Annotated in this window: 12 protein-coding genes; 8 read left to right on the forward strand and 4 right to left on the reverse strand. The window is 66.7% G+C overall.

All coding sequences use genetic code 11. The features are described 5' to 3' along the window. Positions 1 to 36 precede the first annotated feature (36 nt). From SMD10_RS10730 to SMD10_RS10750, 5 genes are all read left to right on the forward strand, one after another. The gene (locus SMD10_RS10730; RefSeq protein ID WP_331685685.1) at positions 37 to 1,686 is read left to right on the forward strand and encodes an ABC transporter permease; all 1,650 of its coding nucleotides are present in this window, start codon (positions 37 to 39) and stop codon (positions 1,684 to 1,686) included. Continuing rightward, on the forward strand, positions 1,683 to 2,333 hold the full coding sequence (locus SMD10_RS10735; RefSeq protein WP_331685686.1) for an ATP-binding cassette domain-containing protein: 651 nt from the start codon (positions 1,683 to 1,685) through the stop codon (positions 2,331 to 2,333). The genes SMD10_RS10730 and SMD10_RS10735 overlap by 4 nt, the downstream gene beginning before the upstream one ends. Beyond that, positions 2,330 to 4,789: an ATP-dependent helicase HrpB gene (hrpB, locus tag SMD10_RS10740; RefSeq protein WP_331685687.1), complete on the forward strand. Its 2,460-nt coding sequence runs from the start codon at positions 2,330 to 2,332 to the stop codon at positions 4,787 to 4,789. Before SMD10_RS10735 ends, hrpB begins: the two co-directional genes overlap by 4 nt. Before the next feature lie 95 nt (positions 4,790 to 4,884). Continuing rightward, positions 4,885 to 6,252: an ActS/PrrB/RegB family redox-sensitive histidine kinase gene (locus SMD10_RS10745; RefSeq protein WP_331685688.1), complete on the forward strand. Its 1,368-nt coding sequence runs from the start codon at positions 4,885 to 4,887 to the stop codon at positions 6,250 to 6,252. Between the two features lie 68 nt (positions 6,253 to 6,320). Next, positions 6,321 to 6,893: an ActR/PrrA/RegA family redox response regulator transcription factor gene (locus tag SMD10_RS10750; protein WP_331685689.1), complete on the forward strand. Its 573-nt coding sequence runs from the start codon at positions 6,321 to 6,323 to the stop codon at positions 6,891 to 6,893. Positions 6,894 to 7,081: 188 nt separating this feature from the next. Here the strand turns inward: SMD10_RS10750 and SMD10_RS10755 are convergent, their stop codons facing one another. Both SMD10_RS10755 and cueR read right to left on the reverse strand, forming a co-directional pair. Continuing rightward, a complete protein-coding gene (locus tag SMD10_RS10755) occupies positions 7,082 to 7,573 on the reverse strand; it encodes an MmcB family DNA repair protein (RefSeq protein WP_331685690.1) in 492 nt (163 codons plus the stop codon). Positions 7,574 to 7,676: 103 nt separating this feature from the next. Further along, positions 7,677 to 8,090: a Cu(I)-responsive transcriptional regulator gene (cueR, locus tag SMD10_RS10760; protein ID WP_331685691.1), complete on the reverse strand. Its 414-nt coding sequence runs from the start codon at positions 8,088 to 8,090 to the stop codon at positions 7,677 to 7,679. A 228-nt stretch (positions 8,091 to 8,318) separates the two neighbouring features. Between cueR and SMD10_RS10765 the strand changes: the two genes are divergently transcribed. Continuing rightward, positions 8,319 to 9,083 (forward strand): L,D-transpeptidase family protein, encoded by a 765-nt coding sequence (locus SMD10_RS10765; RefSeq protein WP_331685692.1) that lies wholly within the window; start codon positions 8,319 to 8,321, stop codon positions 9,081 to 9,083. A gap of 199 nt (positions 9,084 to 9,282) precedes the next feature. Here SMD10_RS10765 and SMD10_RS10770 read toward each other — a convergent pair whose 3' ends face one another. Then, the gene (locus SMD10_RS10770; RefSeq protein WP_331685693.1) at positions 9,283 to 10,062 is read right to left on the reverse strand and encodes an SDR family NAD(P)-dependent oxidoreductase; all 780 of its coding nucleotides are present in this window, start codon (positions 10,060 to 10,062) and stop codon (positions 9,283 to 9,285) included. 145 nt (positions 10,063 to 10,207) lie between these two features. Here SMD10_RS10770 and SMD10_RS10775 point away from each other — a divergent pair, with 145 nt between their 5' ends. Continuing rightward, a complete protein-coding gene (locus SMD10_RS10775) occupies positions 10,208 to 11,098 on the forward strand; it encodes an AraC family transcriptional regulator (RefSeq protein WP_331685694.1) in 891 nt (296 codons plus the stop codon). Here the strand turns inward: SMD10_RS10775 and SMD10_RS10780 are convergent. Next, the gene (locus SMD10_RS10780; protein WP_331685695.1) at positions 11,078 to 11,770 is read right to left on the reverse strand and encodes a ceramidase domain-containing protein; all 693 of its coding nucleotides are present in this window, start codon (positions 11,768 to 11,770) and stop codon (positions 11,078 to 11,080) included. The genes SMD10_RS10775 and SMD10_RS10780 overlap by 21 nt on opposite strands. 172 nt (positions 11,771 to 11,942) lie before the next feature. On the opposite strand from SMD10_RS10780, the gene SMD10_RS10785 reads away from it, so the two are divergent. Then, positions 11,943 to 13,505 carry a TadE/TadG family type IV pilus assembly protein gene (locus SMD10_RS10785; RefSeq protein ID WP_331685696.1) on the forward strand — a complete coding sequence of 521 codons (1,563 nt, stop codon included), beginning with the start codon at positions 11,943 to 11,945 and terminating at the stop codon, positions 13,503 to 13,505. The last annotated feature ends 97 nt before the right edge of the window (positions 13,506 to 13,602 follow it).

Raw genomic sequence — 13,602 nt, forward strand, 5'->3', positions numbered from 1 at the left:
CTTCCCCATCTCATCGCCCTGCTGCTGGCTGCGCCGGTGGCCGTCGGGCTCATGGGCATTCTGGCGCCCGCCTTCGGCTATCTGCCGGCGCTGGGCGGCACGGATCTGTCGCTCGCCCCGTTTCGCCACCTCCTTGCCATGCCGGGGCTCTGGCAATCGGCGGCGCTCAGCTTCGCCGTGGGGCTGGCGACGACGCTGATTGCACTTCTTTCGGTGCTGGGTTTCGTCGCCGCCTTTTCAGGCACCGCCTTCTTTCGATTCGCCCGACAGGTGCTCGGTCCCATGCTGGCCGTGCCGCATGCCGCCGCCGCCTTCGGATTTGCCCTGATCGTCGCTCCCTCCGGCCTTTTGTTTCGTCTCGCGGCCCTTCCCTTCGGCTGGTCCCGCCCGCCCGATCTCCTGATCGTGGGAGACCCGCTCGGTCTCGCCATGATGGCCGGGCTGATCGTCAAGGAAGTGCCGTTCCTGCTGCTCGTCGTCTTCGCCGCCCTGCCGCAGGCCGATCCGGTCCGCCGGCTGCGCCTGGCGCGTTCGCTCGGCTACGGCCGGATGGCCGGCTTCATCCTCGGAGTATGGCCTGAGGTCTACCGCCAGATTCGCCTGCCGGTCCTGGCGGTGGCGGCCTTTGCCTCCTCCGTCGTCGACGTGGCGCTGATCCTCGGGCCGACGACGCCCGCGCCGCTGGCCGTGCGCCTGCTGAAGTGGATGGGCGACCCCGATCTCGCCATGCGCTTCATGGCGTCCGCCGGCGCACTGCTGCAGCTCGGCATCACGCTCGCCGTCCTGGCTACCTGGATGCTCTTGGAACGGCTGGGCAACCGCGTCTGCCGGCTTGCCGTCCACCGGGGAGCCCGCATGGTCGAGGATCGCGTCGCCCGGGGCGCTGCCGGCGTGCCGATCACCTTGGCGACGCTGGCGCTCTGCCTTGGCCTGCTGGGGCTTGCGCTATGGTCGGTGGCCGGCTTCTGGGCGTTTCCGGCCCTGTGGCCGCCGAGCCTGTCACCCCGTGCATGGATGCACGCGCTGGATGCCGCGGCCGGCCCCCTCCGAACGACGGCCGTCGTCGGCCTGTGCGCCGCCGGATTGGCGCTCGTCTTGGTGGTCGCTCTCCTGGAATCGCTGCGGCATTCTGCGTCTTCGGCTGCATCCGAGCGCCGACAGCTGCCCCGCTTCATCGCCGGGCTGCTCTATCTGCCGCTCATCGTGCCGCAGATCGCCTTCGTCTTCGGCCTTCAGATCACCGCATTGGCATTGGGCCTCAAGCCGAGCCTTGCGCTGCTCGTGGTTGTCCATCTGGTCTTCGTGGCGCCCTATGTCGCCCTGGCACTGGCCGATCCCTGGTTTTCGCTCGATCCGCGCTTCGAACGAATGGGCGCCAGTCTCGGCCGGTCGAAGCCGGCCGTTTTCCTGCACATCCGTCTGCCGCTTCTTCTGGCTCCGGCGCTCACCGCCGCGGCCATCGGCTTCGCCGTTTCGGTCGGCCAATATCTGCCCACGGTCCTGATCGGCGCCGGTCGGCTGCCGACCATCACAACCGAGGCGGTGGCATCGGCCTCCGGCGGCGACCGACGTATCATCGGCGCCTACGGACTTCTGCAGACGGCCTTGCCGTTTCTCGCCTTTGCCTTGGCGACGGCCGCCCCCGCCTTGCTTTACCGGCATCGGCGCGGCATGAGGCCGGGATGAGCGAGCAACCGGGGCTGCAATTCGTCGACGTCGCGATCCGCCTCGCCGGGCGGCCGTTGCTGGCGCTCGACCGCACCGTCGCCCCCGGCAAGACGCTGACGGTGATGGGTCCGTCGGGATCGGGCAAGTCGAGCCTGCTGGCCTTCATCGGCGGCTTCCTCGACTCCGCCTTCGAAGCCGAGGGCGACGTGCGGCTCGACGGCCGGGACCTGTCGTCGCTCGCGCCGGAGCAGCGCAGTGTCGGCCTGCTCTTTCAGGACGCGCTGCTGTTCCCGCACATGTCGGTCGGCGCCAATCTGCTGTTCGGTCTCAGCCCTCGCATTCGCGGCCGTGCCCGCCGGCGCGAGGCGGCCATGGTCATGCTCGCGGAAGTGGACCTGCCCGGCCTCTTCGACCGCGATCCGGCAACGCTGTCCGGCGGCCAGCAGGCGCGCGTGGCGCTCGCCCGCACGCTGCTCGCCGAGCCGCGTGCGCTGCTTCTGGACGAGCCGTTCTCGCGGCTCGACGCCGCCCTCCGGGCCTCGATGCGCGATCTCGTCTTCGGCCTGGTCGAAGCGCGAAAGATCCCTGCCGTTCTGGTGACGCACGACCGCGAGGATGCCGAAGCCGCCGGCGGCCCGATCGTCGAAGTCGGAGGCACCGCGTGAGCCGCCCTCTGCCCGTGTTGCCGGTGAGCGAAGCCCTGCCGGAGCTGCTTGCGACGCTGGAGACGGGCACGGCCGCCGTTCTGGTTGCGCCTCCCGGTGCCGGCAAGACGACCCTGGTTCCGCTCGCTCTGCTCGATTCCACCTTCGTCGGCAACGGCAAGATCCTTCTGGTCGAGCCGCGCCGCCTTGCCGCGCGGGCCGCCGCCCGGCGCATGGCCGAACTCGTCGGCGAGGACGTGGGCGAGACGGTCGGCTGGCGCATGCGGCTCGACACCAGGATATCGAGAAGAACCCGCGTTGAGGTCGTCACCGAGGGCGTATTCACCAGAATGGTCCTCGCCGATCCCGAGCTGGCCGGCGTCTCGGCGGTGATCTTCGACGAGTTTCACGAGCGCTCGCTCGATGCCGATTTCGGTCTGGCTCTGGCGCTCGACGTGCGCTCCGGCCTGCGCGAGGACCTCCGTCTCGTCGTCATGTCGGCGACCCTCGACGGCGCGCGTATCGCGACACTTGTCGGCGACGCTCCCGTGATCGAAAGCCGGGGCCGCAGCTTTCCCGTCGCCATCCGCTATCGGGACACGCCGGGGACGATCCCCACCGAGGACGCCGTCGTCGCGGCCGTGCGGTCCGCGCTCACCGAGGAAACCGGATCGATCCTCGTCTTTCTGCCCGGCCAGCGCGAGATCGAGCGGGTCGCCGAGCGGTTGGCGCCGCTCGCCCCGGACAACGTGCTGGTCGCGCCGCTCTATGGCGCCCTGGATGGCGCGGCCCAGGACCGCGCCATCCGGCCGACGGTGGAAGGCCGGCGCAAGATCGTGCTGGCGACGTCGATCGCCGAGACCTCGATCACCATCGACGGCGTCACCATCGTGATCGATTCCGGCCTTCGGCGCCGACCGGTCTTCGAGCCCGCCACAGGGCTCACGCGGCTGGAGACGGCGCGCATCAGCCAGGCTGCGGCCGACCAGCGCGCCGGCCGCGCGGGGCGCACGGCGCCGGGAACCGCGATCCGCCTGTGGCGCGAGGAGCAGACGGCGGCGTTCGACCGCTTCGACCGGCCGGAAATCCTGGCGAGCGATCTCTCTGGGCTGGTCCTCGACTGTGCCGCCTGGGGTGTCGCCGACCCGCGCAGCCTCGCCTTTCTCGACCCGCCGCCCACGCCCGCCCTCGCCGAGGCGCGCAATCTTTTGGCCGATCTCCGCGCCCTCGACGAGGACGGCCGTCTGACGCCAGTGGGTGAATCGATGCGCGCCCTGCCGCTGCCGCCGCGCCTCGCGCATATGGTGGCCGCCGTCGCCCCCGCCGACCGCCGCCAGGCGGCAGAGCTCACATTGCTGTTGACCGAGCCGGGACTCGGCGGCAACGACATCGATCTCAGCGAACGACGGCGCCGATTCCGCTCCGACAGGAGCCCGCGCGCGAAGGCCGCCGCCGGGCTCGCCGCGCGCATCGCGACGGCGGCAGGCTCGGCCTCCGAATCGTCCCCCGAACTCGGCGACGATGGCGCGCTGCTCGCCCTCGCCTACCCCGACCGGGTGGCGGTAGCCCGCGGCGCACGCGGCCATTTCGTTCTGGCGAACGGACGCGGCGGCATGGTCGACGAGGTTTCGCCTCTGGCCGACGCACCGTTCCTGGTGGTCGCCGACCTGCAAGGCCAAGCCCGCGCGGGCCGCATACGCGCCGCCGCACGGATCACGGGGGAGGCGATCGAAGCGCTGTTCGCCGACCGGATCGTCACCGAGGACCAGCTGCTTTTCGGCGCGCCGAGCGGCGAGGTGCGCGCGCGCCGGATTCGGCGATTGGGCCGCGCCAAGCTGGAGGAAATGCAGCAGCCCGTGCCGAAGGACGAGGCGGCGACCAGGGCCTTGATGGACGGCATCCGCAAGTACGGCTTGCCTGCCCTCCCGCTCGGCAAGGACGGCGAACGCCTGCTCCGCCGCTTGCGCTTTCTCGCGGCCGCCTATGGCGACCCGTGGCCGGACCTCTCGGACCAGACACTCGCAGCCAGGCTGGACGATTGGCTGCTGCCCTTCCTGCCCGGCGTCACACGCCTTGCAGACATAACCCCGGCCACGGTGCGCGACGCCCTCCTCGCCCTCGTCCCGCACCATCTGGCCTCAAGGATCGACGCCCTGGCGCCGTCGCATTTCGAGGCACCTTCGGGTTCGCGGGTGCCGATCCGCTACGAAGAGGATCAGCCAGTCCTGTCGATCCGGGTGCAGGAGCTGTTCGGACTGACCGAGCATCCGGCCATCGCCGATGGGCGCTTGCCGCTGACGCTCGAACTTCTGTCGCCGGCGCATCGGCCGATCCAGATCACCCGCGATCTGCCCGGTTTCTGGCGGGGATCGTGGGCGGATGTGCGGGCCGAAATGCGCGGCCGCTATCCGAAGCATCCATGGCCGGACGACCCGGCCGCCGCCGTGCCGACAAGTCGTGCCAAGCCGAGGTCCTAGCGTCCTTAAAGTTGACCGAGCCGTTCACAGAATAAATGGTCTGTCAATGAGCTGTTCCGTTGACCGATCGTCGCAGCGGCAGCAAAACGCGGCTTATGGACCAGTCCGTCACATCCGACCCCGCCTTCGGGCTGACTTTGACCACGCGCGAGAGCCAGCGCATCCGTCTTGCGACGCTGGTGCGGTTGCGGTGGCTCGCCGTCGCCGGCCAGACCGCGGCCTGCCTGTTCGTCGCGTGGGGGCTCGGCTATGAGTTCCCGCTGGCGCTGTGCCTCGTCCTCATCGCCGCGTCGGCCGCCCTGACGCTGCTCCTGTGGACTTCCAATTCGGCCAGCTGGCGCCTGCCCTTGCGAGCCACGACGGCGGTCATGGCCTTTGACATCGTTCAGCTGTCGGGGCTTCTCTACCTGACCGGCGGCCTGGAAAACCCGTTTGCGGTGTTGCTGATGGTCCCGGCAGTCATCGCCTCGGCCACACAGCCGACCACGGCCACCGTGGCGCTCGGCGCTTTGGCGGTGATCTTCGCCACCATCCTCGCCTTCTTCCACCTGCCGCTTCCCTGGGCCAGCGGGATCGGGCTCAACCTTCCCGCGTTCTATCTGGCGGGGCTCTGGTTCGCGATCGTCGTCTCGCTCGTCTTTGCGGCCATCTTCATTCATTGGCAAGCCCGCGAGGCCCGCGCTCTGTCGCAGGCCTTGAGTGCCACGGAACTGGTGCTCCAGCGCGAGCAGCATCTGTCGGCGCTCGACGGGTTGGCGGCCGCCGCCGCCCACGAACTCGGCACGCCGCTGGCCACCATCAACCTCGTCGCCAAGGAAATGGGCATCGTCGTTCCGGCCGACGATCCGCGGCGGGACGACGTCGACCTCCTGATCACCCAGTCGCAGCGCTGCCGGGATATCCTGCGCCGGCTCGCCAGCCTCGCCAGCGACAGCGAGGTGCATCTGGCCCGGCTGCCGCTTCTGTCGCTGGTCGAAGAGGTCAGCGCGCCGCACCGCGACTTCGGCATCGCCCTCCGGGTCGAGGGCGCGGAGCGGGTCGGACCCGAGCCGGTGATGCGCCGCAATGCCGGGGTCGTCTACGGGATCGGCAACCTCGTCGAAAACGCGGTGGACTTCGCCAAGAGCGAGGTCCTGATCTGGGTCGAGTGGTCGGCGGAGACGGTGCGCATCATCATCAGCGACGACGGCCCCGGCTTCAGCACGGAGGCCCTGACGCGGATCGGCGATCCCTTCCTGGCCAATCGCGGTCACACGGCGCGCAACGCCGGCGGCGGGCTGGGCCTCGGGCTGTTCATCGCCAAGGTGCTGCTGGAACGCTCCGGCGCATCGATCACGTTCGGCAATCGCCGCGACAAGGACGCCACCGGCGCCGTCGTCGAGATTGCCTGGCCTTGCGAGAATTTTGTCAGCAATCTGGCGTACGGGTCCGAAGACCCGGCCTTGTCGGTTGAAAGGGCATAGTCTTCGTGGTTGAAATTAAGGACACCATGACGCTGCGCCAATTTGAACCATGCCGAAGGAGTGAAATCATGCTGGTGGATGAAGGCGTCTCAACCGCGGCGCAAGCCCAGAACGCGGAGGACCGGTCGATCCTGCTTGTGGATGACGACCGTCCCTTTCTCAATCGTCTTGGCCGGGCGCTGGAGCAGCGCGGCTTCGCCGTGACCACGGCGGCGAGCGTGGCCGAAGGGCTGGCGACGGCGGCCAACGGGGCTCCGGCCTACGCGGTCGTGGACATGCGGCTCGGCGATGGCAACGGGCTCGAGGTGGTGGAAGCACTGCAGCGGGCGCGCGAGGACGTGCGCATCGTGGTCCTGACGGGCTATGGCAACATCGCCACGGCGGTCACCGCGGTAAAGCTCGGCGCCATCGACTATCTCGCCAAGCCGGCCGACGCCGACGAGGTGATCGGCGCGCTGATGCACGGCCCGAACGACAAGGCCGAGCCGCCGGAAAATCCGATGTCGGCCGACCGGGTTCGCTGGGAACATATCCAGCGCGTCTATGAACTGTGCGACCGCAACGTCTCGGAGACGGCGCGGCGGCTGTCGATGCACCGGCGTACGCTCCAGCGTATCCTGGCCAAGCGCGCGCCTCGCTGATCCTGCCGCCGGCGGGCTGAGGCGCCGCCCTGGCATCGGGGCAGCGGCGGTTCGATCCTGTTTCTCGGAACGCTCTGGCATCCGGCGACAACCGCCGGAACGGGTTCCGTTTGGCCCGAACAGCGCTGAACGCGGGAACCTTCCCTGCCGACGGGCGGCAGCCGTCAATGATCTTCGTCTGAAGAGGCTCAGGCGCCATCCGAGAACAGCGGATTGGCAGCCCATTCCGCCTGCATCAGACGGTCGGCGGCAAGCCGCGAGAACCGCAGGGTCAGAGCCCGGCGCGTTGCCGGTGCCATTTTGTGCTCCGGTGCTTCCCGCAGGATCTCTGCGCCATAGCCATCCGAAAGGATCAGGCCGCAGACGCTGGGAAATATCTCCACGGGCACGCCTGGATGGGTAGCGAAGTACAGCCGGTCGCAGTGCAGCCGGTAGTCCGGCCATTTGCGGTCGACGCGAAAATCCTCGATCGAGGTCTTGATCTCGATGATCGAGAAATCGCCCTTTTCCGAAAGGCATAGGAGATCCGCCCGTCGTCCGGAAGCCAGCGGCACTTCGGGCAGCAGCGAGATGCGCCGCTCCATCATCAGCCGTTGCACGCCGCGCCGGACCATCAGCGCCCGCTCCGATTGGCGGCCGTCGATCAACGGGTCGACACGGTGAGGAAAAACCAGCGGCATGGAATCCTGTTATCGGCAGAGCGCGGCCGCGGCAAGGCAGGCAGAGCCCCGCGAACAAAACGGCATCGGCGAGGAAGGCGAGCGTACCCCGCCGATCTGCCGCTTACGCGCCGGCGGCCCGTTGCGTGGCGCACTCGCCGGCGATCTCGTCCAGAATCGGACAGTCCGGGCTATCCCCGCCATGACACCGTTCGGTCAGGGTCGTCAGCGCCCGCTTCAGCGACTTCAGCTCCTCGATCTTGCGGTCGATCTCGGCCATACGCCGATGGGCCAGCCGCCGGACGTCCTCCGAATGCCGGTTGTCGTCCTTATAAAGCGCCAGAAGCTTGCGCGCTTCGTCGATGGAGAAGCCGAGGGAACGCGATCGCTGCAGAAAGCGCAGCAGATGCACATCGCGCTCCTGGTAGTCGCGATATCCGTTGTCCGCCCGGGCCGGCGTGACGAGGCCTACCTCTTCGTAGTAGCGGATGGTCTTCGGTGGCAGCCCTGACCGCCGAGACGCCTCCCCGATATTCATCGACAGCCCTTACCCCGTGTTCGCGGATGAACGTTCGATGTCACATGTCGCGGCGACAGGCGCCGTCAACTGTGACCATGCGGCAACAAGCTTTCGTTAACCATCTTCGGCTTTATTGGAGTGCGTTGTCAGGCATGGTGGCAAGCCGTACGTAATTCTCAATCGTTGCAGGCCTTGCCTTGGCCTCTCGACGCCGTCGAGCCTTTGCAGCTGCGGACCAGGGTGTTCATGACCAAATTTTCGATGTTTTTGCGGGCCGGCGCCGTCCTGGCCGTTTCAATCGCGATGGCAGGCTGCGCGACGTCGCCGCAACAGAGCGCCCAAGAGGCCTCGCAGGCGCTCGCCCGCGTGTCCGCCTACGCCCAACAGTCGTGGGGCGACAACGGCGCCATGGGTGCCGTTCCGGTCTCCGCCTACGCCGCGACCGTGGACGAAGGGATCTCCCTGCCGGCGATCCCGGTGGAAAAGATCGATCCGCAATATCTGCGCCAGCGCGTGATCTACGCGACGGAATACCAGCCCGGCACGGTGGTCGTCGATACGGCTCACCGCTTCCTCTACGTGGTCGAACCCGGCGGCACCGCCATGCGCTACGGCATCGGCGTCGGCAAAGACGGCTTCTCGTGGGCCGGAGAGGCGCATATCGGCGATAAGCAGCATTGGCCGAAATGGTTTCCGCCGAACGAGATGATCGATCGGCGGCCCGATCTGGAGCCATATCGCGGCGTCGGCATGGAGCCTGGCCTGAACAACCCGCTCGGCGCGCGTGCCCTTTATCTCTATCAGGGCAACAAGGACACGCTCTACCGCCTGCACGGCTCGCCGGAATGGTGGTCGGTCGGCAAGGCCGTCTCCTCGGGCTGCATCCGCCTCATCAATCAGGACATCATCGACCTCTACGAGCGCGTCCCGATGGATGCCAACGTCGTGGTGCTGCAGGGCAACGAGCGGATGGTGAACAACGGCAAGCCCCAGAAAAAGGCTGCGCTCTGATCGCCCCGACACAATAAAGACAAAGAGCGCCACAACAGCTGGTTGTCGGCGGCCTTTGAGAGGCCGAGTTGCTTTTCGGGCGGGGGATCGCCATGGGCCGGATACTTCGGGGGAAGTGTCCGGCCTTCGTTTTGGTGTAACGCTAGCACGGCCGCGGCCGACAGATCAGGGCCAGGCCGTGAGCCAGCCGCAAGCGTGACTAGATCGCCATCCCGCCCGAAACCTCGATGCGCTGGGCGTTGACCCAACGATTGTCCTCGGCAAGCAGGGCCGCGATCATCGGGCCGATGTCCTCGGGCACGCCGGCGCGGCCGAGCGCGGTTACCTCGGCGATGCGCTTGTTCACCTCCGGATTGTCGCGAACCATGCCGCCGCTGAAATCCGTGGCGACAGCGCCCGGCGCAACGACGTTGACGGCGATCCGCCGCGGACCGAATTCCTTGGCCATGTATTTCGTCAGCACCTCCACGGCGCCCTTCATGGAAGCGTAGGCGGCGCTGCCAGGGTAGATGATGCGAGTCAGTCCGGACGAGATGTTCACGATCCGGCCGCCATCGTTGATCAGCGGCAGCAGCGCCTGCGTCAGGAAGAAAACACCCTTGAAATGGATGGTATAGAGGGTGTCCAGCTCGGCCGCGGTGGTCTTTTCGATCTCGGCGTGATGGGAGGTCCCCGCGTTGTTGACGAGATAGTCGAAGCGCTCGGCTCCCCACTGCGTCAGGGTCGATCGAACCGTCTCGCCGAACGCGGCGAACGATTCGGCGTCGCTTGTATCGAGTTGCAAGGCCACGGCCTTGGTCCCGATCTCGGTCGCCGCCGAAACCACTCGCTCGGCTTCGGCGAGATTGGACTTGTAGGTAAAGATCGAGTCGATGCCGCGCTTGGCCAGGTTCAGGACGGTGCTGCGTCCGAGACCGCGGCTTCCGCCGGTGACGATGGCGATCTTGTTGGTCGAAATGTTTGGCGTTTCAGATGGCATTGCCGGAGATCCTCTGCATCGATTGGGTCGAGCGGAAGGTAGTCAGCGGGCGATCTCCTCTGAATGCCGAAACTTTCCGGCTTCTTGCCTATTCCTGCTCGCCCTCCCATCTCAGGAGGCACGATCGATCGGAGGGATGGCAGGCATGTGGAACACGCTTCTCGAGGCGGTCACCCGCTATACGGACGCCCAGCCCGGCAAAAGCCCGCTCCTGACGGCGATCGATGGGCTCGTGATCCTGCGGTCCAATCACGAGAAACCGCCCTCCCACGTAATCCATAGGCCCGCCCTCTGCTCCGTCATCCAGGGCACCAAATGGACGGCGTTCGGCGCCAAGCGCTTCGACTGCCACGCGGGCCAGGCGCTGGTGGTGAACGTCGAGATGCCCGCCTCCGGGCGCGTCGTCGAAGCCAGTCCCAGCAAACCGTATCTGGGCGTCATCATCGAGTTCGATCTCGGCATCATGCAGGAGGTCATGGAAACGCTCGACACGCCGCAGGAGCAGGCGAACGCCACGAGCCACAGCGCTTTCATAACCGACATAGACGGCCCGCTGGCCGAATGCATGTTGCGCGCGATGCGCCTTCTCGACACGCCGCAGGCGATCCCCGTGCTTTATCCGGCCATCATGCGAGAGATCTGCTACTGGCTGCTCACCGGACCACACGGCGCCGGCATCGCGCGCATGACGCTTGCGAACGATCACGCCCGGCGCGTCGTCAGCGCCATCCACGTGCTGCGCAATCGCTTTGCCGAGCCCATTCGCATCGACGAGCTCGCCGCCGTGGCCCAATTGAGCCCGTCGGCCTTCCATCGCCAGTTCAAGACCCTGACGTCGATGACGCCGCTGCAGTACCAAAAGCAGCTGCGGCTGCTCGAGGCGCGGCGGCTGTTGATCTCGAACGCCCTCAACGTGGAAACGGCGGCCTACCGGGTGGGCTATGAAAGCCCGTCACAGTTCAGCCGGGAATATTCGCGGATGTTCGGCGCCTCTCCCGCCAAGGACATCGCCGCCCTACGCCAACTGGCCGCCTGATCCCTGGGTGGTCCGGCTCGGTTCGCCTCGACGAGGAGCGTCGCGGATCGCGGCGACCAGGAGCAGGCCGAGCGTCGTCGCGTTCAGGATGTGCCAGCCGAAGTGGGTGCCCCAGGGCCAGCGCTGACACAGCGGGTCGTCGGCCAGCCGCAGGGCCAGCGACAGCGCAAAGACGCAACCGGCGGCCAGGATCGTGCGGCCAGGCCCTCGGCCTTTCGCCACGAGCAGCATGCCGACGCCCAGCATCGCTGCCAGGGCGGGGATGTAGCTGGCGGAAGAGCCGAACAGCGGTCGCAACAGCGCCGCGGCCGGAATGGAGGCGACGGCGAACAGCACCGTCCCGAGCACGGTCATGCCGACGCCGCAACGCCAGAATCGCGCCAGCGCCAGCGCGAAATAGGCATGGACGAAGACTGCGATCGGAAGGACGTCGGCAAGACCGGCCCAGGCCTGCGCCACCGTGTGGAAGAGAAACGAGCCGACGCCGATCATCGCCACGAGGACGATGAAGCCGAGCGTGAGCCGGTCGCGCCGTCCGCCGCCCCACCAGAGGAACAAGCCAAGTCCGGCGGCCACGAGGAACGCAGCGTTCGACGCCGCATTCAGCGGCTCTGCCCAGAATTCGGGGCCCAAGCGCTCGCAATAGGCGTCGACGGGTGCAGTCCAATCCATGCTCCGTTCCTTCGAAAAGCGGCCGGGACAAGGGCATTTACAGTAGAAGGGCAGGTCAATTCTCGCCTCCCGCGCCGATCATTTCGCTTTTAGAGGTCTGTCTTACCAATCGGCAATTTGTCTGCCTTACGGTATCCCCTGGCTCACTTTCATCCAGGGGGCGAAGACAAGGATGTTCGATCGGTTCGCGGGCAATGCTCGCGGCAATTTCGCCGTCATTACCGCGCTCCTGGCGGTCCCGCTCATCTTTGCGATTGGCGCAGCCATCGATCTGGCGCGCATCCAGAACGCGCAATCGGCTTTGCAGGACGCCGTCGACGGCGCGGCGCTGGCCGTGCTCAAGGATGCCGATTTCGATGAGGCCACCGCCTACGACATCGCCAATCGAATGATCCAGGCGAACTATTCCGGCGGCTATCAGAATCTGAAGATCGAATTCACCACCTTCGGGGCCGTCGTCTCGGCCGATACGGAGATGCCGGCGGCTCTGGTTTCGATCGTCGGCATCGACGATCTGATCTCGCACACCAGCGCCACGGTCGAATATCCTCCGACCAAGTTCGAGATCGCCCTGGTGCTGGATACCACCGGCTCGATGCGTGGGCAGAAGATCACCGAATTGAAGAAGGCCGCGAAGGCCATGATCGCGGATCTGACCACCACCGAGATGCTGCGCCGAAGGATGCGCTTTGCCGTGGTGCCGTTCTCGGCCTTCGTCAACGTGGGCGCGTCCAACGCCGACGCCGACTGGCTGGATACCGACGGCCTGAATGCGGTTCCCTACAGCGTGTTTCCGGTGGGCATCGATCGTCTGAAGGTGTTCCAGAGCCTGGGCGCGAGCTGGAAAGGCTGCGTCGAAGCGCGCACCGAACACGGCGCCGAGAGCTATTCCACGGACGACACCGAGCCCACAAGCGCGAAGCCGCGAACCCTGTTCGTGCCGCTGCTCGCCCCCGACGAGCCCGACGAGAATTCCGGCAAGCGGTATTCGAACAGCTATCTCGCCGACGGCGCGGGCGGCCTTGAAACCTACGGCATCACCAAGGATCAATATGGCGCCTTCCATTACAACGAAGGCAACACCGCCCAGGTCGACGACGCGAACGGCCTGAACAGTGGCTGCCTGGCGCCGGCGATCACCCCGCTGACCGAACGATATGACGATGTCACCACCGCCATCGACCATCTCGTCGCCGACGGCAACACCAACATCACCGAAGGGGTGGCGTGGGGCCAGCGCGTGCTTTCGCCGGAAGAACCGTTCACGGAAGGTCTGTCGCCCAAGGAGGACGTGCAGAAGATCATCATTCTGCTGACCGATGGCGACAACCACGTCACGCTGGGCAACAACGAGCTGCTGTCCGACTACACCGCTTACGGCTATATCGCCGATGGCCGCTGGGACAAATCCTACAAGAGTGCCGACACGATCTGCGCCGATGGGGAGACCGGCCCCGAGTGCCGTCCGACCCCGTCCCAGCCCACCTTGGCCGAAGTGATCGCCGAGATGAACGAGGACACGCAGGCCGCCTGCACCGCCGCGAAATCATCCAAGACGGAAATCTACGCCATCCGTTTGGAGGTCGACACCAAGACCAGTTCCGACCTTCTTCAAGGCTGCGCCACGCAGACGCCGGACAGTCCGCACTATTACGACGCGCGCGAGGCCGAAGACCTCGAATGGATTTTCGACGACATCGCCAACCGTATCAAGCAATTGAGGATCACCTCGTAGCGCGCTCGTCGTCCTTGATCCGACGGGCCAGCCGCTTGCATCGCAGACAGGTCCGCAACGCCGAACCCGGCGGCCCGGATGATCACCCGCGTGTTTG

Origin of the sequence: Consotaella aegiceratis (assembly GCF_036541425.1) — a bacterium.
GTDB classification, from domain to species: domain Bacteria; phylum Pseudomonadota; class Alphaproteobacteria; order Rhizobiales; family Rhizobiaceae; genus Consotaella; species Consotaella aegiceratis.